17 protein-coding genes are annotated in these 24,430 nt (G+C 67.1%); 9 read left to right on the top strand and 8 right to left on the bottom strand.

The window, feature by feature from the left end; translation table 11 throughout:
- The first annotated feature begins 67 nt into the window (after positions 1-67).
- From ACQUS7_RS07705 to ACQUS7_RS07695, 3 genes are read left to right on the top strand one after another with little or no spacing between them, the layout of a single operon-like run.
- Entirely contained in the window at positions 68-2,128 is a 2,061-nt protein-coding gene (locus ACQUS7_RS07705) for an ABC transporter permease subunit (protein ID WP_435146106.1), read from the top strand.
- A 10-nt stretch (positions 2,129-2,138) separates the two neighbouring features.
- Complete coding sequence (locus tag ACQUS7_RS07700; RefSeq protein ID WP_435146104.1) at positions 2,139-3,197, top strand: ABC transporter ATP-binding protein; 1,059 nt, start codon at positions 2,139-2,141, stop codon at positions 3,195-3,197.
- Positions 3,190-4,302 carry an ABC transporter ATP-binding protein gene (locus ACQUS7_RS07695; protein ID WP_435146102.1) on the top strand — a complete coding sequence of 371 codons (1,113 nt, stop codon included), beginning with the start codon at positions 3,190-3,192 and terminating at the stop codon, positions 4,300-4,302. The genes ACQUS7_RS07700 and ACQUS7_RS07695 overlap by 8 nt, the downstream gene beginning before the upstream one ends.
- A gap of 184 nt (positions 4,303-4,486) precedes the next feature.
- Here ACQUS7_RS07695 and ACQUS7_RS07690 read toward each other — a convergent pair whose 3' ends face one another.
- A complete protein-coding gene (locus ACQUS7_RS07690) occupies positions 4,487-5,791 on the bottom strand; it encodes a sulfatase family protein (RefSeq protein WP_435146100.1) in 1,305 nt (434 codons plus the stop codon).
- A 97-nt stretch (positions 5,792-5,888) separates the two neighbouring features.
- Positions 5,889-7,409 (bottom strand): sulfatase family protein, encoded by a 1,521-nt coding sequence (locus ACQUS7_RS07685; RefSeq protein WP_435146098.1) that lies wholly within the window; start codon positions 7,407-7,409, stop codon positions 5,889-5,891.
- 285 nt (positions 7,410-7,694) lie between these two features.
- Between ACQUS7_RS07685 and ACQUS7_RS07680 the strand changes: the two genes are divergently transcribed.
- A complete protein-coding gene (locus tag ACQUS7_RS07680) occupies positions 7,695-9,164 on the top strand; it encodes a sulfatase family protein (protein ID WP_435146096.1) in 1,470 nt (489 codons plus the stop codon).
- 55 nt (positions 9,165-9,219) lie between these two features.
- On the opposite strand, the gene ACQUS7_RS07675 is transcribed toward ACQUS7_RS07680, so the two are convergent.
- The gene (locus tag ACQUS7_RS07675) at positions 9,220-10,869 is read right to left on the bottom strand and encodes a sulfatase-like hydrolase/transferase (RefSeq protein WP_435146094.1); all 1,650 of its coding nucleotides are present in this window, start codon (positions 10,867-10,869) and stop codon (positions 9,220-9,222) included.
- A 203-nt stretch (positions 10,870-11,072) separates the two neighbouring features.
- On the opposite strand from ACQUS7_RS07675, the gene ACQUS7_RS07670 reads away from it, so the two are divergent.
- Positions 11,073-11,525 (top strand): universal stress protein, encoded by a 453-nt coding sequence (locus ACQUS7_RS07670; RefSeq protein WP_435146092.1) that lies wholly within the window; start codon positions 11,073-11,075, stop codon positions 11,523-11,525.
- Positions 11,526-12,543: 1,018 nt separating this feature from the next.
- On the opposite strand, the gene ACQUS7_RS07665 is transcribed toward ACQUS7_RS07670, so the two are convergent.
- On the bottom strand, positions 12,544-12,993 hold the full coding sequence (locus tag ACQUS7_RS07665) for a response regulator (protein WP_435146090.1): 450 nt from the start codon (positions 12,991-12,993) through the stop codon (positions 12,544-12,546).
- Positions 12,986-15,457 carry a PAS domain-containing sensor histidine kinase gene (locus ACQUS7_RS07660; RefSeq protein ID WP_435146088.1) on the bottom strand — a complete coding sequence of 824 codons (2,472 nt, stop codon included), beginning with the start codon at positions 15,455-15,457 and terminating at the stop codon, positions 12,986-12,988. Before ACQUS7_RS07660 ends, ACQUS7_RS07665 begins: the two co-directional genes overlap by 8 nt.
- A gap of 116 nt (positions 15,458-15,573) precedes the next feature.
- Here ACQUS7_RS07660 and ACQUS7_RS07655 point away from each other — a divergent pair, with 116 nt between their 5' ends.
- The 4 genes from ACQUS7_RS07655 to ACQUS7_RS07640 all read left to right on the top strand — a co-directional run bounded on the left by ACQUS7_RS07655 (position 15,574) and on the right by ACQUS7_RS07640 (position 19,509).
- Positions 15,574-17,013 carry an APC family permease gene (locus ACQUS7_RS07655; protein WP_435146086.1) on the top strand — a complete coding sequence of 480 codons (1,440 nt, stop codon included), beginning with the start codon at positions 15,574-15,576 and terminating at the stop codon, positions 17,011-17,013.
- The gene (locus ACQUS7_RS07650; protein WP_435146084.1) at positions 17,014-17,736 is read left to right on the top strand and encodes a universal stress protein; all 723 of its coding nucleotides are present in this window, start codon (positions 17,014-17,016) and stop codon (positions 17,734-17,736) included.
- Positions 17,737-17,844: 108 nt separating this feature from the next.
- Complete coding sequence (locus ACQUS7_RS07645) at positions 17,845-18,306, top strand: YbhB/YbcL family Raf kinase inhibitor-like protein (RefSeq protein ID WP_435125710.1); 462 nt, start codon at positions 17,845-17,847, stop codon at positions 18,304-18,306.
- Between the two features lie 432 nt (positions 18,307-18,738).
- The gene (locus ACQUS7_RS07640) at positions 18,739-19,509 is read left to right on the top strand and encodes an IclR family transcriptional regulator (protein ID WP_435125707.1); all 771 of its coding nucleotides are present in this window, start codon (positions 18,739-18,741) and stop codon (positions 19,507-19,509) included.
- Between the two features lie 605 nt (positions 19,510-20,114).
- Here ACQUS7_RS07640 and ACQUS7_RS07635 read toward each other — a convergent pair.
- The 3 genes from ACQUS7_RS07635 to ACQUS7_RS07625 form a co-directional block, all read right to left on the bottom strand.
- Positions 20,115-21,062, bottom strand: a complete 948-nt coding sequence (locus ACQUS7_RS07635; protein ID WP_435146082.1) for an NAD(P)-dependent oxidoreductase — start codon at positions 21,060-21,062, stop codon at positions 20,115-20,117.
- Between the two features lie 93 nt (positions 21,063-21,155).
- Complete coding sequence (gene lpdA, locus ACQUS7_RS07630) at positions 21,156-22,580, bottom strand: dihydrolipoyl dehydrogenase (protein WP_435146080.1); 1,425 nt, start codon at positions 22,578-22,580, stop codon at positions 21,156-21,158.
- Between the two features lie 174 nt (positions 22,581-22,754).
- On the bottom strand, positions 22,755-24,407 hold the full coding sequence (locus tag ACQUS7_RS07625) for a 2-oxo acid dehydrogenase subunit E2 (RefSeq protein WP_435146078.1): 1,653 nt from the start codon (positions 24,405-24,407) through the stop codon (positions 22,755-22,757).
- Positions 24,408-24,430: the final 23 nt, after the last annotated feature.

The following is a 24,430-nucleotide window of genomic DNA, read 5'->3' as shown; positions in this document are numbered from 1 at the left end:
GATGGCAAGTAACTCACTTCGGAGGCACGTGGTCAGGCTCTTCCAGGCCGTCCTCAGTATCTGGGCCGTGACCACGCTCACCTTCGGCCTCGTCAGGCTCCTTCCGGGCGGCCCGATGGCGTATCTGCGCTCACAGCTCCTCACGCAGGCGTCCGGGAACACGGACGTCGCCGAGCTGATGGAGGCGTACACGAACATTCAGCCGAACAAGCCGCTCCTCCAGCAGTACATCGACTACCTCGTCGCAATCGCACACGGGAGCCTCGGCAGGTCCATGTGGTACGATCGGCCCGTCGCCGACATCGTTGGCGAGGCGCTCCCGTGGAGCCTGCTGCTCGTCGTCGTCTCCCTGGCGCTCATCTACGGAATCGGGATCACCCTCGGAGCCATCATGGCGTACACGGAGGGAAGCCGCTTCGATACGGCTGTTTCGTCCATCGCTAGCGTCCTGAACTCCATTCCGTCGTACGTCGCCGGCGTCGTGTTCATCTACCTGCTCGGCTACCAGTGGAGTGTGTTCCCGGCCGGCGGGAAAGTTACGCCGGGTACGACAGCCGGATTGAACTACCCGTTCATCGCCGGCGTCATCCAGCACATGGCGCTCCCGGTCGCCGCGTTCGTCATCACGGGGTTCGGGTTCCGGGCGCTCACGATGCGCGGAAACAGCATCAGCGTGCTCGGCGAGGAGTTCGTGCGCGTTGCACAGCTCCGCGGGCTCTCCGAGCGCACCGTCGCGCTCCAGTACGTCGGTCGGAACGCGATACTGCCGATGTACACCGGGCTGCTGATCTCCATCGGCCGCCTCCTCGGCACCACCGTCATCATCGAACGCATCTTCGGCTACGAGGGGCTCGGGTACTACATGTTCAAGGCGATCAGCGCCCGGGACTACCCGCTGATGATGGGGTGTTTCATCGCCATCACGACGACGGTCGTAGCCGGCGTCTACATCGCGGACCTGACGTACCGGCTCCTCGACCCGACGACGGACGGCATGAGTTCGCAGGCGAACATCACGCTCGAGGAACTCCGCATCAAGGCCGAGTCCACGCTGAACAACCTCCGTCGCCGCCTCAGCGGTGATGCGCCTGTCAGCAACGAAGTGACGCGCGCCGACGCCTCGGAGTCGCTCACGGGCGGAGCCGTCGATACCACCGTCGACAAAACCGACGAGTACGTCAAGGGAAGCAAGAGTCTGCGCGAGCAGGCGGTGGTCACCGCCGAAATCCTCTGGGAGGACTGGCGGACCCGCATCGGCATGTCGATTATCCTGTGTTACGTCGCCGTTGGCCTCATCGGCCCGCTCGTCCTCTCCGCCCCCGTTCAGGGGCAGGCGCCGCGGGGCATGCAGGCGTTCCAGTCGTTCGCACACCCGTTCGGAACCGACCCGAGCGGCCGCGACCTGCTGTCGTTGATCGTGTACGCGACCGCCCCGATGCTCGAGATGATCCTGGTCGGCGCGGCGTTCGCGACGTCGGTCGCGACGCTCATCGGGATCGTCGCCGGGTACGCCGGCGGCGTGATCGACAAGGTCCTGATGACGGTCTCCGACATCACGCTCGCGATTCCCGGGATTCCGCTCGCAATCGTGCTGGGCGTCGTCTTCGAACCAACCAATCCCGCGCTCGTCGGGCTTCTCATCACGGTGAATGCGTGGGGAGGCATCGCGCGGCAGATCCGGTCGGAGACCATCAAAATCCGGAACCACAGCTACGTCGAGGCGGCGCAGGTGATGGGGATTCCGTCGCCGCGGCTCCTCTACAAGGAGATCCTTCCGAACCTGCTCTCGTTCGTCCTCATCAAGTTCGTCGGGAGCGGACGGCGCGTCATCTTCGCGTCGGTCGGGCTCTACTTCCTCGGGGCGCTCCCGTACACCCTGAAGAACTGGGGTGTGATCATGCAGCTCGCGTACACCAGCGGCGCGCTCCTGACGATGGACCTCGCCTACTGGCTGTTCCTCCCGATGCTCGCGATCATCCTGCTGAACTACGGGTTCATCCTGTTCGCGCAGGGCACGGACCGGCTGCTCAACCCGCGCATCCGCGCGAAACACCAGGATCATCACTCCAGTGAGGAGTCGCAGTCGGACAGCCAGATGCAGAGCAAGAAGGTGAGCACCAGTGACTAACGAAACGACAATGAGTACTCACGCAACGGAATCACGCGAAACAGCGGATCGTCGCAAGATCATCAGCGCGCGCGACCTCAGCGTGACGTTCGACATGGACCGCGGGACGTCCAAGGTCCTGAACAGCGTCGACATGGACATCTACGACGGCGAAATCGTCGGCATCGTCGGCGAATCCGGCAGCGGCAAGTCGATGTTCGCCGACGCGCTGCTGAACGCGGTCGTCGAGCCGGGGGTCGCGACGGGCGAAATCACGTACACGAACCGGGAGGGCGAGTCCGTCGACGTCCTGGAACTCGAAGGTGAGGACCTGCGCGCGTGCCGCTGGGAAGACATCTCGATGGTGTTCCAGGGCGCGCTGAGCGCGTTCAACCCGACGAAAACCATTGGCGCGCACTTCAAGGAGACGCTGAGTGCGCACGGCGCCGACAAGACCGAGGGGATGTCGCACGCACGCCAGCTCCTCGGCGACCTCTACCTCGACCCGGAGCGCGTCCTGAGTTCGTATCCGCACGAGCTCAGCGGCGGGATGAAACAGCGGGCGCTCATCGCGCTGAGCCTGGTGCTCGACCCGGACATTCTCGTCATGGACGAGCCGACCGCCGCGCTCGACCTCCTCATGCAGCGGTCCATCATCAAGCTGCTGCGGGAAATCCGGGACAAGTACGACCTGACGATGGTGTTCATCACGCACGACCTCCCGCTGGTCGCCCGCCTCGCGGACCGCCTCGCGGTCCTGTACGCGTTCGAGTTCGTCGAGAAGGGGCCGACGAAGGAGGTCCTGACGAACTCCGCGCACCCGTACACGCGCGAGCTGCTGAACGCGACGCCGAACATCAGCACGCCGGTCGAGGAGATGCGTCCGGTCGAAGGGTCGGCGCCGGACCCGGTCAACACGCCGGATGGCTGCTCGTACCATCCGCGGTGCCCGCTCGCCGACGGGCAGTGCCGCAGAGACGAGCCGCCCCTCGAATCCGTCTCGGAGAACCACGAGACGGCGTGCTTCCACTGGGAGCAGGCGAGCGAGGAGATTCCGTTGGCGACACAGGAGGGGGCCGCCGATGAGTGACTCCGACGAGCCGGTCGTCAGCCTGAACGACGTGAGCGTCCACTTCGACAAGCGGTCGGACTCGCTCAACCCCTTCGCGAGCGACGACACCGTCCACGCCGTCGACGGCGTCTCGCTCGACATCCCCGAGAACACGGTCGTCGTCCTGGTCGGCGAAAGCGGCTGCGGGAAGACGACGCTCGGCAAGACGGCGATCGGCCTGCAGAAGCCGACCGCCGGAACCATCGAGTACCGGGGACAGGACATCTGGGAGGCCCGGAAGGGGAAAGGGGACATCCCGTACAAGGAGATCCGTCGCTCGCTCCAGATTATCCACCAGGACCCCGGGAGCTCGCTGAACCCGAACCGCGTGGTCATGGCGAGCCTGCTCGAGCCGCTCCGGCGGTGGTACCCTGACCTCGACGACGAGGAGAAGCGGACCCGCATCCTCTCGATGCTCGAACGCGTCGGGATGTCGCCCGCGCGTGACTACGCGGAGCGCTACCCGCACCAGCTGAGCGGCGGCGAGAAACAGCGCGTCGCGCTCGTCCGGGCGCTGCTGATGAACCCGGACCTGATCCTCGCCGACGAGGCAATCAGCGCGCTCGACGTCTCGCTGCGAATCGAGATGATGGACCTGATGATCGAACTGCAGGACCTCATCGGGACGTCGTTCCTCACCATCTCACACGACCTCTCGAACGCCCGCTACTTCGCCGAGAAAACCGACGGCTACATCGGCATCATGTATCTCGGCGAACTCGTCGAGTTCGGGCCGCCCTCGGAAGTAATCGGGGACCCGTCTCACCCCTACACCGAGGTGCTGAAGTGGGCGACCCCGGAGCTGCACGGCTTCGACGATTCGGGCGAGGAGATGCCGATCCGGAGTATCGACATCCCCGACGCCGTCAATCCGCCGAGCGGCTGCCGGTTCCACACGCGGTGCCCGGAGGCCCGCGAGGTCTGCACGGAGCGACACCCGGAGCTGTCGTTCGGAGACGACGCCGAGACGACCGCCGCCTGTTTCCGGGCGATGGACGACGAGGAGTACTGGGACAGCCCGGACATCACCGACGACCTGTCGGACGACATCGCCGAGCCGAGCGACCCGACAGAGGCAGACTAACCCCGAGCCGGATTTTTTCGCCGCTCCGCCCGAACAGGGAGCGACGGCATCCGCGCTGGCCGAAGACCGCGGCTGTCTCGTCGACGCTGTCGTCGGTAGCACCGGATAGCGACGGGCTCGAAACGGGCCGTGGCGTCGGACAGAAGGCGAGAAGCGCGTCGGTCTCGGTCGGTGTGAGCGGCGGTCAGGCGCGGAAGGACAACGACGGTTCCGAGACCCACTCGTCGGTGTCGCCGTCCGTCGCGGCCCACCAGTCCTCCAGGTCGGCGTGGAGACGGTCCGTGACGTCGGCGTAGTCGGGGTCGCCGTACAGATTGGTGGTCTCCCCCGGGTCGGCGTCCAGGTCGTAGAGCTCTCCGTCGTCGTCCTTGAGGTATTCGACGAGCTTCCAGCGCGGCGTTCGCACGCCGCGATACGGATGGTGTCCCCAGTAGGCGACGTTGTGCTCGAAGAACACCCGGTCCTCCTCCGGAGGAGTCTCGCGGCGCATCGCGGGGAGGAGGCTCCCTCCCGTGAACTCCTCGGCGACCGGTTTGCCCGCGGCTTCGACGATGGTTCCGGGCACCGCTGCAGTCGACACGAGGTCAGGAATCACGTCGCGCTGTGACTCCAGTCCGGGGTGGCGGACGATGAGCGGCACGCGAAGTATTTCGTCGTAGGCGACGACCCCCTTCTTGTTGAGGCCGTGTGCGGCCTGCATGTCGCCGTGGTCCGCGGTGAACACGATGACGGTGTCCTCGTAGAGCCCCTCCGCTCGAAGCGTGTCGAGGAGCTCTCCGATGAGGGCGTCGACGTGTGAAACCATCGTGCGGTACTGGTATGCGATTTCGCGGAACTCCGCTTCCGTCAGGTCGCACTCTTCGGAGTCCGCCCGTTCGCGGTGGAACTCTGGCTTCGTCGAGAGGTCGTCGTCGTGGTTCGCCGGGAGCGAGATGTCGTCGCGGTCGTAGTACTCGCTGAACGCCTCGTCTTCGAAGTACGGCGGGTGCGGCAGATTGAACGACGCCGTGGCGAAGAACGGCTCGTCGCCGTCGTATTCGCGGACGTATCGGGCGACTTCCGTCGCCGTCGCGCCGTCCCGCTGGAGGCTCCGAGGGCCGTCGGTCCCGGTTACGTCGAGGTTCCGCGTGAACTCCCAGCCGAGCTTCGAGGTGTTTTCGACGCCGAGGTCCCAGCGGCCAGCCCACAGCGTCTCGTATCCCGCGTCGCTGAGCGTCCGGCCGACGCTGTTCGAGTCCGGGTCGAGTTCGTACGGTCCCCAGTTCGACAGCGCTCGGACGCCGGTCTGGTGCGGGAACTTGCCGGTGACGAGCGACGACCGCGACGGGGAGCACTGCGGATGGGTGCAGTACGCGTTCGTGAAGAGCGTCCCGTCGCTCGCGAGGTCGTCCAGCGCGGGCGTGTGGAACGCGTCGTTCACCGCGCCGAGCGCCTGCGCCTGGTGCTGGTCCGTGAGGACGAAGAGAACGTTCGGACGGCTGGTTGGCATCGTCTGTCAGTGAGCGAGTCACACAATAATTCTGCTGGTCGGGTCGGGGCTTCGGAGGGACGGGACTGCGGAGGGTCGTGCCAGCGAGCGGACCGATTCAGCGGTCGTCTGCGCCGGGTTCCTGGGTCACGAGGCCGTCGCCCGACTCGATCGTTTCCGCGTGCTCGTCCCGCCCCGTCTCGCGGAGACGCTTCGCGTAGGTCTCCTCGTTCCCCTTGAGGTAGACGGAGCCGCCGTCGCGAATCACCTCGAAGAGCGGGTCGACGAGGGCGCGCGGAGCATCCGGGTTTCCGCCGTCGTTGCCGACGGCCGCGTCGAGGGTGCGCTGGCTGCGCCAGCGGTCGAGGAGCGTCATCCCGTGGTCTGCGACCTCGGGGTAGTCGTTGGCGACGTTCTCGACCTCGTGAGGGTCTTCAGCGAGGTTGTAGAGTTCGACCGGCTCGAACTCCCGCCAGCCGTCGTGGTAGGTTCGGAGGAGGAGCCAGTCGTCCCAGCGGACGCCGCGCTGACACGCCCACGCGCCCTGGCCGGTGACGACGAAGTCCCGGCCGGACGACTCGCCCTCGGTGAGCGACGGCAGGAACGAGCGGCCGTCCCAGCCGGCCGGGACGTCCTCGCCGACGAGGTCGACGAGCGTGGCGGAGAAGTCGAGGTGGTAGTGGAGGTCGTCGTCGACGCCGGGTTCGACGCCCGGCCCCTTGACGATGAGCGGGACGCGGCAAGTGACGTCGTCTGCGGTCTGGTGGTCGCCGTAGACGTTGAGTTCGCCTTGGTTCTCGCCGTGGTCGGCGGAGACGACGATCACGGTGTCCTCGTAGACGCCCTCCGATTTGAGGAGGTCGACCAGTTTCGCGACGTAGTCGTCCATGTAGCGGATGCCGACGTCGTAGCCGTCGATCCACTGCCGGAAGTCCTCGCGGTCGGCTATCTCGTCAGGGGTCCGGTCGAGGTCGGCGGCGCCGTCACCGGTCAGGTAGCCGTGGTGGAGGTCGCGGGCGCTGTGCGGGCCGTAGCTCTCGTACTGTTCGTCGATGTGGTCCTCGGTGAGCCACTCCGGCGCTGGGTCGTCCGCGAACGGATTGCCGTACTCCTCGGGCGTGTCGTAGGGCGTGTGGGGGTCCCAGAAGTTGACGTGGAGGTACCAGTCCTCCTCGGTGGCGTGCTCGTCGAGCCACTCTTCGGCGTACGGGTAGACGACCTCGGCTCGCTCCGTCCCGAAGCCGCCGGTGTCGACCCACTCTTCGAACCCGTCGACCACGTGCCAGGCGCCGTGCCGCTGCGGGAACGGGCTGATGAACGCGGTTCGGTGGCCTGCCTCTCTGAGCGCGTTCGGGAGGGTCCGGTAGTCGCCGGTGTTGGCGTGCCCGCGTGCGTCGCCTCGGTGGCGGACGTCGGCGTTGATGCCGTCGTGTGCGACGACGCCGGTGTGGATGCCGAACCGGCCGGAGAAGTACGCCGTCCGCGACGGCAGACAGGGTGCGTCGGACGTGTAGTAGTTCGTGTACCGCCGCCCCTCGTTCGCGATTTCGTCGATGGTCGGCGAGGTGTCTCGCTCGTACCCGTAACACCCCAGGTGGTCTGGGCGCAGGGAGTCCGCGTCGATGTACAGGATCCGCATGCAGTAATTCGTCTGCTACGCCCCTATAAACGTATCTGAAGCCGAGATGACTGCGTCGCGCCCCGTGTCGCCGCACAGACCCGCGGTCGGTCGCGACCGGGTCGGCAGTCGCACCTGATTCGCAGCGCCAGAATACAGAGCCGCTTCGGGAACCGTTCCGCCCGTTCGACCGCTCAGGGACCGGGAGTACCGGGACTCCGTCCGCTGTATCGTGTACCGATGTTCACCTACGGTCGGCGGAATCTTCGCCCGAACACAGAGAGAGCTTATGTGGTTCGAGTGAACATGGCAGGGTACATGTCCGAGCGAGCGCGCCCGAACGTCGTCTTCATTCTGTGTGACCAGATGCGGCGACAGGCGATGAGCTGTGCCGGCGACCCGAACGTCTCGACGCCGAACCTCGACCGGCTGGCCGAGAACGGAGCCCGGTTCACGAACGCCTCCGCGACGGCGCCGATCTGTGTCCCGTCGCGGTTCTCGATACTGACCGGACAGCATCCGCACACGAGGAACGCCCACCACCACTGGCGGATGTCCCCCGAAGAGCGGACGTACGGCCACGAGTTCAGCGACTCCGGCTACGAGACCGGCTACGTCGGGAAGTGGCACCTCGCTGACGTCGGGCGTGACCGACCGGTCCCCGAGCACCTTCAGGGCGGCTTCACGCACTGGCGCGGATTCGAACTGAAGAACGAGCCGTTCGACACGTCGTACTACGTCGACGGCGACCCGGAGCCGCACTCGATCGACACGTTCCAGACGGACGGCATCTTCGACCTCGGACGCGAGTTCATCGACGACCACCAGTCCGACGACGACCCGTTCTGTCTCACGCTCTCGGTCGAACCGCCGCATCCACCGTTCATCGCCCCGGAATCTAACCTCGAACGCTGGGAAGACCGGCCGCTCGAGTTACGGCCGAACGTGCCGTACCCGGACGCAGAGCCGCCGGACAAAATCACCGGGGATCAGTACGAACAGTGGGGGAATCCGGAGGAGAGCACAGACGAGTTGTACGAGGAATACCCGTATCACGGAGAGACCGTGTTTGAGGAGATGCGGAAATACTACGCGATGGTCGAGAACCTGGACGAGAACGTCGGCAAGCTGCTCGACGAACTCGAACGCCGCGGAATCCGTGACGAGACGGCGGTCGTCTTCAGTTCGGACCACGGGGAACTGCTTGGGTCTCACGGACGCATGATGAAACAGCACCCGTACGAGGAGTCCGTCGGCATCCCGCTCATCGTCTCGTATCCGGACGCCGGTATCGATTCGGGAGCGGAGATACACGAGCCGGTCTGCACCGAAGACTTCCTGCCGACGCTGCTGGGGCTGGCCGGCCTCGAACCGGAGTCGGAGCTCCCCGGCGTGGACCTCACTCCGCTGCTCCGGGGGGAGCGCGAAAGCCTCGACCGCGACGGCGTGTTACTGGAGTTCGTCCGCGAGATTCGGCCGTCCCAGCCGTACCACGACGAGACGTGGCGCGGCTTCCGGACGGAGCGCTACAAGTACACGGTCAAGGGGTTCGACAGCCTCAGTCCGGGCGCGTTCACCAGCGGCGGAGAACCGTGGCAGCTGTACGACCTGAAAGCGGACCCGTACGAACAACACAACCTCGTCGACGACCCGGAGTACGAGGACGTCGCCGCGGAGATGCACGGGAAGCTCCGGGACGCGATCAGCCAGTACGACGACGACTACGGGCTGGAAGCCGCGTTCGGGTGGGAAGAACTGAACAAGCCGGACACGTAGCGTCGGCCGGAAGTCGGCCGAGTCGACGCGGCGGGACGCCGCGACCCGCTTCGGTTCAGTCGGTGACCGTGAACGTCGCCTCCTGGACGGCGCTCTCCTCGTAGCCGTAGCGGATGGCTTTCGCACGAACCGTGGTCTCGCCGACCGGAAGAGAAATCGGCCCGGAGTAGAGCTCCCACCGCCGGGGCGACTCCGACCCCGTCGCGTAGACGAGAGAGGCTCCCTGCGTGTCGCAGTGCAGGGTGAGCGTCGCGGGTGCGGTGAACGTTCCTCCGTCGGGTGTCGCCTCAGTCATCCGGTTTTCCGGGGCGTTCGGAACGAACGTCGGCGTGGCGGTTACCGGCTGCTCGCCGTCGGGCCACATCTGCTCTACCATCTGCGACTCGTCGACGTGGCCGCAGTCGCCGATTCTGTCGAGCCAGTCGTCCATCTCGGAGCGGAGCTCCGCGAGGACTTCCGCGTGGTCGGGGTCGTCAGCGAGGTTGTCGATTTCGTGCGGATCCTCGTGGAGGTCGTAGAGTTCCTCCGCCGGCCGACCCCCGGAGAGCAAGCGGGCTTGATGCGGCGGGAGTTCCCCCTCCGCGTGGAGGCGGAGCATGTCCTGCATCGCCTCGCCGCGAGCGCGGAACGGAACCCACGCGAGCGGCGGGTTCGACTGGTCGTAGTTTCGGACGTACTTGTAGCGGTCGTTCCGGACGGTTCGGACCATGTCGTAGCTCTCGTCGATACGGTCGCGGGCGGCCATGAGGTACTCCCGTGGTTCGGCGTCGTCACCGAGGAACGGCCGGCCGTGCATCCACTGCGGGACGTCGACGCCGGCGAGCGAGAGCACGGTCGGACCCAGGTCGAGCAGACTCACGAGTCGGTCGGTCGTCTCTCCCGCCGGAACTTCCCCCGGCCAGTTGACGACCAGCGGGACGTTCACGCCCGACTCGTAGAGGCTCCGCTTCGCCCGGGGAAGCCCCTCTCCGTGGTCGCTCCAGATGAACACGACGGTGTCCTCTCTGAGCCCGTCCGCTTCGAGCTGGTCGAGCAGCCGTCCGACCTCGGCGTCCGAACGCTCGATGTTGTCGTACTGCCGCGCGATGGACTTCCGGACGTCCTCGGTGTCCGGCAGGTACGGAGGGACGGTCACCTCGGCGGGGTCCGTGTCCGGTTCGCCGCCGACGCTGAGCAAGGAGTCTTCCCACATCCCGCTCTCGTGCGTCCGAACCGGGTTGAACACCGAGAAGAACGGCTGGTCGTCGTCCGGCCGATTCCGCCAGTGTGCATCCTCGCCGCAGTCGTCCCAGATGGAGACCGGCGGGGTGAAATCGTGGTCCGTCTCGCCGGGGTTGTCGAACTGGTAGTCGGTTTTCGAGTTGTTCGTGCAGTAGTAGCCCGCCGCGCGAAGATATTCCGGGAATGCAGTGACGTAGTGCGGAGGAACGGCGGAGTACGGCGTCGGGAGGTCCGGTGTGTCCTCGTTGGTGTGTTTCGTGCGCATGTGGTGCGCGCCGATGCTCGTCTGATACCGGCCCGTGATGACGGAGGCACGCGACGGGGCGCAGACGCCGGCTGTCGCGCAGGCGTTCGTGTAGGTGCGGCCGTCGTCGGCGAGCGCATCGACGTTCGGTGTGTCCGCCACCTCGTCGCCGTAGCATCCGAAGCGCGGACTCGTGTCCTCGAACGATATCCAGAGGATATTCGGCTGCGTGGAAGGCATACCGGGAGCACTCACCACCGTCCATTAACGCTTTCGCGACACCGACCCGTCGGACGCGACGCCGGGCCTGCCGGGGGCCGAGCGGACTGCGTCGACACCACAACCGCAGCGTGTCCCCCACGGCGACCCGTCTCGGAGTTTCGCCTGTTCATCCGAGTCCGAGGAGGCGGTGGATTTATGATGGATTCCCACCCGTTTCCGGTATGGACCGAGGACTCGTCGTATTCGAGGATAGTGAAAGCCATCGGCAACTCCTCCGAGAGGCGGCCGAACACGCGTCGGGGTCGAACGCGTCGCTGCTGCTGCTCGCGACCATCGACCCTGACGACATCGAAGAGGACGTCGAGATTCTCTCCTCCATCGGGGAGGTCGAACACGCCCACTACGACGCTGAAACTGTCCTTTCCGCCGCCGCGGACGACCTGGGCGAAGCGGCCCGGGACGTGCTCGACGAATTCGACGTTCCCTTCGACTCGATGGCGGTCTCGACCGACGACAAGGCGGAAGCGATTATCGAGATGGGCCACGAGCACGAGTGCGACCACGCGTTCCTGCTCGGCCGGCGAAGAACCCCGACACAGAAAGCGATCTTCGGAGACGTCACGCAGCGCGTCATCCTGAACTACGACGGGTACATCACCCTCGCAACGGCCTGAATTCACTCACAGAGTCACCCGGGAACCGGGGACAGCCGTCCCGCAGCGACAGTCTACGGAGTACCCGGTAGCGCCGCAGTTAGGCCGCGGGACAGCGAGAAGCGGAAACCGTATTCCAGAGTCGGAATAGTCGCAGACGGCCACCCGTATTCTCGCTCACCCCGATAGCACAAGATATCACTCACTCCTCATACTTAACGACGTATACCAATCTCCAGTTATTTTTGTGGAGTCCGAGAACCCGACGCCGTGACGAGACGCTGGCCGTAGTCGGTCATGGGCAATAGTTTGGCCAGAGTCGGTCTATACCACCAATTTCTCGCGTGTTTGCGTCGACGTACTGCTCAGCATTCTCCGAGCAACACTCCGTAGAAGTGGTGACCGCATTCGAGGTTTTATCTCCTCAAAGAGTTTTACAGGTGATCTAATCACAGATGAAGAAGTTATCAACATGTCGTTGTTCATCCAGTACCTACCGGCCGAAAATCGATGAATAACATCTCTATAGAATATATTCGAATCTGGTATTTTCGAATTAGAGGAGCGGTTCCGCTTCACTGAATTCTCGGTACTCGGCTTCGGTTCCACTGGCTCTACCCCGCAGCCCCGCCGGTGGAGTATGAGGGAGCGGCACGAGCGTAACGCCCGCCTGTCTCTCCGCTGCGGGCCTGCTGCGCCGGATGGCCGAAACGCTTGTGTCGTTCGCCTTGGGTATCCAAGGTGGAGTGTCACACGCTCCCGCCCCGCGAGGGTCGACGCTGGAGGCTCCGCGTTCGACCCGTCGCGGCCCCTCCAGTGGCGCGGAGTCCCGCCTTCGGCGACGGGAGACCGGCCGTCTCGGCCGCGCTACAGCGAGTGCTTTCCGCGGGAGCCGCCGACACGGGACCAACCGATGAACTGCGAACGGTGCGGCGACGACACGGACGTCGAGCGGTACGACGTCGACGGGTTCACCGGCTACCTCTGTGACAGGTGCGGCGAGCAGTGGGTGCGGCTTCAACACGGGTGACCCGGCGGGTCAGTCGTCGCGGAGTTCGACGATGGAGAGCCAGAACCGTTCGAACTGCTCGACCGTCTCGATGAACTCGTCCGGGTCGACCGGCTTCGTGAGGTAGGCGTTCGCGTTCCGCTCGTAGGAGGCGATGACGTCCTCTCGGGACGACGAACTCGTCAGGACGACGACCGGGATGTGCGCCAGTTCCGGGTCGGCTTTCACCGCTTCGAGGACCTCGTCGCCGTCCTTCCGCGGGAGGTTCAAGTCGAGCAGGACGATGCTCGGCTCCGGGGCGTCCGCGTAGCCGCCGAGCTGGTTCAGGAAGTCGAGCGCGTCGACGCCGTCGCCGACGACGTGGAGCGTGTTCGCGATGCTTCCGTCGGCGAACGCCTCCTTGGTCAGGCGGACGTCGCCGGGGTTGTCCTCGACGAGGAGGACGTCGGCCGGCTCCTTCGGGCGGTCCCGGTCAGTCATCGGCTTCCTCCGCGGCCGGCAGGCGGAACGAGACGGTGGTGCCGTCGCCGGGGGCGGAGTCGATCCAGATGTCGCCGCCGTGGCGCTCGACGATGCGGCGGCAGAGCGCGAGCCCGATGCCGGTGCCGGCGTGCTCGTCGTGGCCGTGGAGCCGCTCGAACACCTCGAAGACGCGGTCGGTGTCCTCGGGGTCGATGCCGATGCCGTCGTCGCTGACCGAGACGACCCAGTCGTCGCCGTCGCGCTCGGCGGCGACGCGGACCTCCGGCGGCTCCTCGCCGCTGTACTCGATGGCGTTCTCCACGAGGTTCTGGAGCAACTGTCGGAGCTGCCCGGGGTCGCCGTCGACGCGCGGCAGCGGCTCGGCGGTGAGCGTCGCGTCGGCGTCCGCGATTCGAATCTGGAGGTCGTCGCGGACGTCCGAGAGGACCGCGTCGAGGTCGACCGGCTCGAACGGGTCGCCGCGGGTGTCGACGCGGGAGTACCGCAGCAGGCCGTCGATCATGTCGCGCATCCGGTCGGCGCCGTCGACGGCGAACTCGATGAACTCCCGGCCGTCCTCGTCGAGTTCGTCGGCGTACCGCTGCTCGATGAGCGACAGGTAGCTCGACACCATCCGCAGCGGCTCCTGCAGGTCGTGAGAGGCCGCGTACGCGAACTGTTCGAGCCGCTCGTTCGACTCCTCCAGTTTCCGCTGGTACTCCTTCCGCTCGGTGACGTCGCGGAAGTAGATGGAGAGCCCGGACTCGGACGGGTAGACGTTGAACTCCAGCCAGGCGTCCGCGCCGTCGACGTACTCCTCGAGCGTGACGGCCTCCTGGGTCCGGAGCGCGGTTTCGAGTCGGTCGCGGAAGGCGTCGTCGGTCGACTCGGGCAGCACCGCCCAGAGTTCGCGGCCGAGCAGGTCCTCGCGGGGGCGCCCGAGGAGGTCGGCCGCCTGGTCGTTGAGGTGCGTGAGGCGCCACTCGTCGTCGACCGCGTAGAACGCCTCGGAGATGCGGCCGTGGATGTCGCTCAGCTCCGTTTCGAGCGCCGACTTCCGCTGTTCGAGTTCGGCCTCGCGGCGCTTCAGCGCCGTGATGTCTTCGGCGGCGGTGACGACGCGGTCGACCGTGCCGTCCGGGCCGAACAGCGGCGCGGCGTTCACGCGGAGGTGCAGCCGGTCGCCGTCCGGCCCGTCGAAGACGAGTTCCTCGTCGAACACGGGTTCGCCGGTTTCGAGCACGCGCGCCGACGGGGTTTCGCTCGGGTCGACCGGCTCCCCGTCGGCGTCGTAGACGCTCCAGCCGGCCTCGTCGTGGGAGTCCTCGATGAGTTCCTGCTCGGTGAGCCCGAGCGCGTCCTGTGCGCGCTGGTTCGCGAGCACCGTGTCGCCGTCGGCGTCCTGGACCGCAATGGCGATGGGCGCGGTCCGGAGGAGCTGTTCGGTCTGCTCGGACTCGCGTCGAAGCCGGCGTTCGCGGTCTTTCCGCTCGGTGATGTCGTCGACTGAGACGACGACCCGGGTGTCGTCGACCTGGCCGGCGTCGAGCGGCGCGGCGTCGACGGAGAGCCAGCGCCGGCCGACGTCGGGGACGTCGACCTGACACTGGTAGTCGTACACCGAGTCGCCGGTTTCTGCGACCCGGGTGAACGGCCACTCCTCGACGGGAATCGGGTCGCCGTCGGCGTCGTACAGCTGCCACTCCTCGACGCCGTACTGCGAGACGTCGTCGCTCTCGATACCGAGCCGGTCGAGCATTCGCTGGTTCGCCCGGACGAACTCGCCGTCGCCGGTGAGCACGCAGATGCTGACCGGGACGGTTTCGAGTATCTGCTCGGTGAGGTCGCGTTCGCGGCGGAGCTGCTGTTCGTACTCGCGCTGCTCCGTGAGGTCCTGCGTGACCTTCGTGAACCCCTCCAGCTCCCCGTCGTCGTCGTACACCGCGGTGATGACGACGTTCGCCCAGAACGTCGAGCCGTCGGCGCGCACCCGCCAGCCCTCGTCTTCGACGCGGCCGTCGACCGCCGCGGTCTGGAGGTTCGTCTCCGGCACCGCGTCGTCGACGTCGGCGTCGGTGTAGAACGTCGAGAAGTGCTCGCCGACGATGTCGTCCTCCTCGTACCCCTTGATTCGCTCGGCGCCCTCGTTCCAGCTCGCGACGACGCCGTCGGCGTCGAGCGTGAAGATGGCGTAGTCCTGGACGGCGCTCACGAACGCGGCGAACTCCGTCTCGTCGGTCGCGTCGGGCGTCCCCTCCGACGCGGAATCCCGCCACCAGACCCGGGTATCGTCGCCGACCCGCTTCGTCCGCAGTTCGCCGGCGTCGGCGAGGCCGTCCAGCACTCCGCGCGCCGCCTCGGCCGAACAGTCCAGGTCCGCCGCGACCTCGGCGGCGGTGAGCGGCGCGGACGGCGGACTGAGCCGGGAGAACACGCCGCGGACGTCCTCCCGCGTGGCGGACGCCGAGCCCGAAGAACACATAGCTCGAACGTGCGGGCAGAGCGGCATAAACGCTTGGCGTCCGCGAAGCCAGGACAGACTGCGTCCGGCCGCGTCGCCCCCAGCGCCTTTGCATCTGCCGGCTGACGGGGCGACAGATGGGTGCCTCAGACGCCCCCCCGCAGCCAACCGGCGTGAACCGGAGCGGGGAACGGCCGAGCAGCGACGAGGTGGGAGAGACGACGGACGAGGCGACCGTCCACGAGGGCGGCGTCCAGCTCGAACGGACCATCGGGCTGGTCGGCGGGCTGGCCATCGGCGTCGGGACGATGATCGGCGCCGGCATCTTCGTGTTCCCCGGAATCGCCGCCGGGAAAGCCGGGCCGGCCGCCGCCGCGTCGTACGCCATCGGCGGGCTGGTGGCGCTGCTCGTCGCGCTGCCGGCGTCGGAGCTGGCGACCGCGATGCCGCGGAGCGGCGGCGGGTACTACTTCATCTCGCGGGCGCTCGGCTCGCTCGCCGGCACCGTCGTCGGCATCAGCCTCTGGCTCGGCCTAGTGTTCGCCTCCGCGTTCTACCTCGTCGGCTTCGGAAGTTACGCGGTTGAGCTGCTGGCGCGCGTCGGAATCGCGCTGTCGTGGCCGGTACCGCCGACGACCGCGCTGGGCTTCGTCTTCGGCGCCGCTCTCACCGGGATGAGTTTCACCGGCACCGAGAACACCGCGAAACTCCAGAACGGCGTCGTCGCACTGCTGCTCGTCATCCTGTCGGTGTTCCTCGGCTACGGCGGGCTCGACGCACTCGGCGTGTTCGGCCGGTCGTCGGCGCCGGAGACGTTCGCGCCGTTCGGCACGACGCCGATAATCACGACCGCCGCGCTGGTGTTCACGTCGTACCTCGGGTTCGCGCAGGTCGCCACGGTCGCCGGCGAAATCAAAAAGCCCGGCCGGAACCTCCCGGTGGCGATGGTCGGCTCCGTACTCATCGTCACCGTCTTTTACGTCGCCACCATCTTCGTCGCGACCAGCGCCTACCCGAGCGCGACCCTCGCCGGGTTCGAGGAGACTGCGATGGTCGAGGTCGCGGAGACGTTCTTCGGGGTGCCGGGCGTCGTCGCCATCCTCGTCGCCGGGCTGCTCGCCACCGTTTCGAGCGCGAACGCGTCCATCATGTCCTCCTCGCGCGCCGTCTTCGCGCTGAGCCGCGACGCGCTGCTCCCGAAGAAGGCCGGCGAGGTGAACCTCACCTACGGGACGCCGCACGTGGCGCTCATGCTGGCCGGCGTCCCGGTGTTGCTGCTGGTCGCGTCGGGCCGCACGGCCGTGCTCGCGGAGGTGGCGTCGTTCCTCCACCTCGTGATGTACGGACTCATCTGCGTCGCGCTCGTCGCGCTGCGCCGCCGGACGCCGGAGTGGTACGACCCGGACTTCCGGGTGCCGGCGTACCCGCTCGTCGCCGGCGCCGGCGCCGTCGCGAGTTTCGGGCTGATCGCGTTCATGCAGCCCGCCTCACAGGTCATCGGCGCCGTGCTGATGGTGGCCGCGGCCGGATGGTATTACTACTACGCCCGTGACGTCACGCTCAAGGGGGTACTCTAGATGACCGCAACCGTCCTGCTGCCGCTCCGCGTGCTCGAAGACGAATCGGTCGCCGCGGGGCTGTTCGAGTTCCTGTCGCCGACGCACGTGCTGGTGCTCGGCTACTACGAGGTACCGGACCAGACGCCGCCGGAGGCGGCCCGCGACCAGTTCGACGACCGCGCGCAGGCGAAACTCGACGACGTTCGCGCGGCGTTCGAGGCGGCCGGCGCGACCGCCGACACCCGGATGGTGTACACCGGCGAGGCCGAACAGACAATCGGACGCATCGCCGCGGAGGAAGCCGTCGACGCCGTCGTCCACCCCGGAGCGGCGATGGACGTCGACCGGCTGCTCGTCCCGCTCGTCGGGCAGGCGGACGTCGACCGGGTCGCCGCGTTCGTCGCGGAGCTCGTCGGCGGCCGCGACATCGACGTGACGGTGTTCGGCCTCGACGAGTCGCTGACGCCGGACGAAATCGAGTCGGCGCTCGCGGACGCCGGGCTCTCCCCGCCGCAGCTCACCACGGAGACCGGGCCGTCCGGCAGCCCCGTCGACGCCATCGCGGAGGCCGCCGTCGACTTCGACGCGGTCGTGATGGGCGAGCCGAAGCCGACGCTCTCCGAGTGGGTGTTCGGTGAACTCGAAGCCCGCGTCGCCACCGAGGCGCTCGGCCCGGTGTTCGTCGTCCGCGCCGTCACCGAAGAGACGGACGAGGGCGCCGACACCGACGACGGGGAGTAGGGCGTCCGCGCGACGACGAACCGGCGGCGAGCCGAGCCGAAACGGACACCGCGCTTTTGTCCGCGGCGGTCGACGCCGCGACCGCCGGGAAACTCCGGCGGACACGCCATGGACGACCTCACACTCACCAGTCCCGCGTTCGACGACGGCGAGTCGATTCCCGACAGGTACGGCCGCGGCGCCGACGACGTCAATCCGCCGCTGACCGTCTCCGGCGTCCCCGACGACGCGGCGTCGCTCGCGCTGCTCGTGGACGACCCGGACGCCCAGGAGCCCGCCGGGAAAATCTGGGTGCACTGGGTCGTCTGGAACGTCCCGCCGGACGCCGACATCCCGGAAGACTGGTCGCCGGGCGGCGGCGCCACGGAGGGCGTCAACGACTTCGACGAGCGCGGCTACGGCGGCCCGGCGCCGCCGGACCGCGAACACACCTACCGCTTCACGCTGTTCGCGCTCGACACGACGCTCGACCTCCCCCGCTCCGCGGGCAAACCGGAACTCACCGACGCCATCGAAGGTCACGTCGTGGAACAGGCGCGGCTCACCGGGACGTACGCTCCGCACGGATAGCGGCCGGGGCGAGAAATAATCATCGAATAAGTAAAAACCAATTTCCGTAGTTATTCTTTCATCTACCGGGCACCTATCTCTGTGAGCCTCTGTCAAAAAGAGTTACTGGCGTTATTATCCGTGTTCAGTAGATTTCCTCGTCAAGTCGAGATGCCGTTATGAGTATCATTTTTCGGATACTGGATCAGAACTAGAAGATTTTTTATTATCCAGTATTACCTGCTATACGCCATTATAGACGCACTAAAAAGAGTGATTAGTTTAAATACTACTATTCTATTGAGAGTATAGCCAAAGTTTTGTATTTCTAAAGTTTTTTCAACTATCAGTTTTTAGTTAAGTGTCCCGCCGTGTCTGAGTCCGCCTCAACTGAACTTAGATCCGGTTATGGTGAACAACAACTACTTTACGCCGAACGCCGTGTCGGGCGGTATGGACACACACACCACGGAGCTGGCGTCGCCGGTGAAGACCGCGCAGACGACCTTCAGAGTCATCGAGGCGCTGAAGGAGCTCGACGGGGCGAACGTCACGGAGCTCTCCGCTCACCTCGACATGCCGAAGAGCAGCGCCCACAACTACCTGCAGACGCTCGAACACGAGGGGTACCTCGTCAAGAGCGGCCAGCAGTACGAGGTCGGCCTTCGGTTCCTCGACCTCGGCGCGTACGCCCGAACGCGAGAGCAGCTGTACGACGTCGCCCGCCCGGAGCTGGAGACGGTCGCCGAGAACACGGGCGAACACGCCAATCTGCTCGTCGAAGAGCACGGGCTCGGCATCTTCCTGTGCCGCGCGCAGGGCGAAGACGCGGTGAGCCTGGACTCGTACACCGGCCAGAGCGTCCGTCTCCACACGACTGCGCTCGGGAAGACCGTTCTCGCCCACCTGCCGGACGACCGCGTCGACGAAATCATCGACCGACACGGGCTCGAGCGGAAGACCGAGCGGACCGTCACGGACCGGGACGAACTGGAGGCGGAGCTGGCTGAAATCCGCCAGCAGGGCGTCGCGTACGACCGCGAGGAGCGCATCAAGGGACTGCGGTGCGTGGCGGTCCCGATTCTGAGCGACGACCGCATCACGGGCGCGGTCAGCGTCTCCGGACCGACCAGCCGGATGGACGACGACCGCATCGAGACGGACATCCTCCCGCAGCTCCGCCACGCCGCGAACATCATCGAACTCAATCAGACCCACTCCTGACGCGCGACGACCGCCAGCGAGCCGCTCTTCCGTCCCGAAGCCGATTCCCCTCCGAGCCCGGCGTGTTCGTGAGAGCCGAACGCGGGTGAAAGAGAACGCCCGCGTCGGTGTGTCCGCGTCGACTCGAACCGACCAGAATCCGGACCGCTGCGTTTCGTGCCACATGGCCCCACAGTTTGTCGATTGTCAGTCGGCTCCGAGCGTCGTTCGACGCGCCTCGCGACCGACACGGGGGCGAGCCGCGAGTATTACAACATTAGATTTGTAATACCATAGACGGGGTTGGGAGCGTACGCTCGGAACGGGAGAACCGCCCCCGTATCGGCCGATATCAGCCGGGAGCAACCCGGAGGACCACGGGAGTTCGAACGGTGTGCGTCCGGCATCTGTTCGTCGTTCGCGAACATCCGTCCGGAGTTGCTGATATCGAACTTCAGGTGTTCGAGATGTACGAAGTGTCGTTCGCTATATCCGGAGCGGCCGCTGCGGGGCGACGAAGGAGTCGAGGCCCGGAGCGTGCGTGTCTGAGTACCAAGACTGTGCGGACCGTTCGACGGCGTACGGGTAGTGGAAGGAGTGGACGAAACGACTGACGCCGGGGCAGCCTACACGACCCGGTTCCAGGGCTCTTGACCGTCGTTGAGCCGCGCGACGTTCGTTTCCACGAGGTCGGCGATCTTGTCGCCGTAGTTGTCGGCCTGTGCGGCGGCGTGTGGCGTCACGACGACGTCGTCCAGCTCCCACAGCGGCGAGTCCCCGGGAAGCGGTTCCTCGTGGAAGACGTCCAGCGCCGCCCCGGCGATTTCGTCGTTCTTCAGCGCGTCGACCAGCGCGTCCTGGTCGACGACTTCGCCGCGGCTGACGTTCACGAGGTAGGCGTCGTCACGCATCGCCTCGAACACGTCTCGCCCGACCAGCCCCTCGGTCTGGTCGGTCAGCGGCGTCGTGAGCACGACGAACCTGGCGTCGCCCACCGCGTCCGTCAGCCGGTTCACGTCGTAGACGCGGTCCAGTCCGAGGTTCGAAACCGGGCGGACGTCGACGCCGACGACGTCCATCCCGAGCACGCCGGCGCGGGAAACGACGCTGCCGCCCAGTTCGCCGAGGCCGACGACGCACGCTTCGGCCGTTCCCAGTTCGAACGGCCGGTCGACGGGGAGCCGGCGCCACGTGGTCGTGTTCTGCTGGTCGCGGAACCGGTGGAGCCCCTTCGCGAACGTCAGCATGAACGTCACCGCGGTTTCGCCGACGAGGTCGCCGGCGACGCCGGTGCTGTTAGTCATCGTGACGCCGGCGTCGCGGTACGCGTCGAGCGGGAAGTCGTCGTAGCCCGACCGGACGTTGTGCACCCACTCGACCTCCTCGAGGAACTCGTCGTGGTGGAACAGGGTGACGACGGCGTCGCAGTCGGCGAGTGTGTCGGCGTCCCGCACCGTGAACTCGCAGTCGATTCCCGCCGTCCGGTCGAGCAGCCGTTGCAGTTCCCGCGGCGGGCACGGATGGGTTCCCCAGTCGTGAATCGCGACGCGTCGAATCGGTCCTTCTCGCGACATAGCCACTGTCTGTCCGTGCGGCCAGATAACTCCTCGCATACCCTTCGTGTGCCCGCGGCAGGAAGGCGGTCGTCGGCCGAGCGGTCGAGGTGATTACCGATTGCGGGTGTGGATGGCTTCGCCCCGGGCGTGCTCTGCGGCTTCGACGACGGCCTCCGACAGCGTCGGGTGGGTGTGGACGGTGCCCGCGACGTCTTCGAGCGTGGCGCCCATCTCGATGGCGAGGGCGGCCTCCGCGACGAGTTCGGACGCCTCGGGGGCGACGATCTGCGCGCCGAGCAGGAAGCCGGCGTCGGCCTCCGCGACGACGCGGACGAAGCCGTCGGTGTCGTTCAGCGTCAGCGCCCGGCCGTTCGCGCGGAGCGGCGTCTCGCCGACGACCGGGTCGAACCCCTGGTCGGCGGCCTCGGCCTCCGTGAGGCCGACGGTCCCGATTTCGGGGTCGGTGAACACGGCGGCTGGGATCGCTCGGTGGTCGAACGCGACAGGTTCGCCGGCGGCGGCTTCGGCGGCGACGATGCCTTCCGCGCTCGCTTTGTGCGCCAGCATCGGTTCGCCGGCGACGTCGCCCACCGCGAAGACGTGGTCGAGGGCCGTCCGCATCTGCTCGTCCGTGGCGAGGAACCCGTCGTCGTCGGGAGTCAGGCCGACCGACTCCAGTTCGAGCGTGTCGGTCACCGGCTCGCGGCCGACGGCGACGAGCACGCGGTCGGCGTCGTACGCGGACTCCTCGCCGTCCTCGGTTTCCGTCCGGACGGTGATGCCGTCGGCGCCGCCGGTCCATTCGGCGGCGCTCTCCCCGAAGTTGAAGTCGATACCGAGACGCTCCGCGCGGCGGCGAACCACGCCGGACAGGTCGTCTTCGTAGCCGGGGAGGACGTCGTCGAGCAGTTCGACGACCGTGACGTCGGCGCCGAGTTTCGCGAACGTCGTCGACAGCTCCATCCCGATGTAGCCGGCGCCGACGACGACGAGCCGGTCCGGGACGTCGTCGGTCGACAGGGCGTTCCGCGAGGACCACACAGGGTCGTCAGCGAAGTCGAATCCCGGAATCGACAGGGGGCGCGACCCGGTCGCGACGACCGCGTGTTCGAACTCGACGGTCTCCATCCCCTGCCCTTCGCCGCCGTGGGCGATGCGGGCAGTGTGTTCGTCTTCGAACGCCGCGGTGCCGTCGATGAGGTCGACGCCGTTCGCCTCGCACAGCGTCTCGACGCCGCCGGTGAGTTCGTCGACGACGCCGTCCTTCCAGTCGGCCATCGCCGAGGCGTCGACGACCGGGTCGGCGTGAACGCCCATCTCCTCGGCGCCGCCGGCGTCGTGTGCGACGTCGGCGGCCGTGATGAACGCCTTCGACGGGATGCAGCCGTGGTTCAAGCAGGTGCCGCCGTAGGCGTCCCGCTCGACGAGCGTCGTTGCGAGTCCGCGCTGGGCCGCGCGGATAGCGGCCACGTAGCCGCCGGGACCGCCGCCGATGACGAGCACGTCCGTCCCGGTCGCGATGTCACCCATTACCATGGACGCTCCGTCGCGCTCCCCCGGCAAAAGTCCATCCGTTCGTGCAGCGTCCACCGACGGCGGCCGGATGGTCGCCCGATAGCCGCTCAACCGCGGCGCGGCAGACAGGAGCGTCCGCGGGGGACTGCGTCGTCCGCGGAGACCGAGCCGCAGCGGCGTCAGCGGCGACGGTCGCTATTCGAGGAGGAGCCGCGTCGGGTCGCTGAGCAGCTCCTTGATGCGGTTCGAGAACTGAGCCGCTTCGGCGCCGTCGACGAGGCGGTGGTCGACGGACATCGACAGCGTCATCGTCTCGCGGGCGACGACCTCGTCGTCCACGACCCACGGCCGCTTTTCGACGGGGCCCATCGCCAGAATCGCGGCTTCGGGGTGGTTGATGATGGGTGAGGAGTACTCTCCGCCGATGGCGCCGATGTTCGTGATGGTGAACGTCCCGCCCTGCATCTCGTCGGGTGAGAGTTCGCGGTTCCGCGCCCGCGTCGCCAGGTCGTCGATTTCGACGGCGAGCTGCTTCAGACCCTTCCTGTCGGCGTGTTTCACGACGGGAACCATCAGGCCGGCGTCCGTGGCGACCGCGATGCCGACGTTGTACTCGTCGTGGAGCACGATCTCGTCGGCCGTCTCGTCGAGGCTGGAGTTGAGGTACGGGAACTGTTCGAGCGCCGCCGTCACCGCCTTCACGACGAACGGCAGATACGTCAGTTTCACGTCCTCCTCGGCGGCGACGGCGGCCAGTTCCTCGCGGAGTTCGACGAGTTCGGCGGCGTCGAGCCGGTCGTGGTGGGAGACGTGCGGCGCGGTGTACTTCGACCGCGCCATCTGTTCGCCGATGGCTCGGCGGACGCCCTTGTACGGGACGCGCTCGCCGGACGCCTCACCGCCCGTCGACGGCGTAGCCTCCGCGTCTGGAGTCCCGGCGGCGTCGGCAGCACCGGCGACAGCGCCGCCTTCCTCCGCAGCAGCCGGAGACGACGTCGCCTCGTTCGACGCCGCCGATTCGTCGTCCGCCGCCTCGGCCGCCGACTCGACGTACGCCTCGACGTCCGCCGGCGTCACGAACGCCTCGCCGTCGCGCGCCTCGCTCGCCGGGACGTCGTTGATGTCGACGCCGGCCTCCGCGGCGCGCCGCCGCGTCGCCGGCATCGCCAGCGTCCGGTCGCGCGCTGCCCCATCGCTCTCGACGGGTTCGGGCGTCGGTTCGGCGTCTCCGGCCGCGTCGCGTTCGGAGACCGCGGGTTCGCCGCCGGAGACGGACCTGGGCTCGGGCGGCTCCTCGTCCGGTTCGTCCGCCGCTGAATCCGCGGCGGCACGCACGTCTGCGGCGCTGACCCGACCGCCCGGTCCGGAGCCGGCGACGGCGTCGAGGTCGACGCCGAGTTCCCGCGCGAGCGACCGAGTGCTCGGTGACGCGAACACCCGGCCGCCCGGCGATTCTGCCGCGGCTGACTCGCTCGAAGCCGACGACGCTGCCCCATCGGCCTCGTCTTCATCCGGCTCGGCGGCCGCCGACTGCGCCGCCGAGTTCCGGTCGGTCTCCTCCGCTCCATCCTGGCTCGGGGCGTCGGTGTCCGCCGCCGGTTCCGCGCCGTCGACGTCGAACGTCACGATGACGGAGTCGACCGGAACCATCTCGCCCTCCGCGGCGTGCAGTTCGACGACGGTGCCGTCGTACGGACTCGGCACCTCGACGAGCGCCTTGTCGGTTTCGACCTCCGCGATGACCTGGTCCTCCTCGACGCGCTCCCCGGGCTGTACGGTCCACGAGACGAGCTCCCCCTCGGCGATGCCCTCACCGAGGTCCGGCAGCTCGAACGTTCGCTCGGCCATGCAGTCACACTCGACGCAACGCC

Origin of the sequence: Halobaculum sp. P14, from assembly GCF_051195155.1 — an archaeon.
Taxonomy (GTDB): domain Archaea; phylum Halobacteriota; class Halobacteria; order Halobacteriales; family Haloferacaceae; genus JBNTKA01.
Note: the sequence above shows the minus strand (reverse complement) of the source record. Positions and strands in the feature narration are given on the sequence as shown.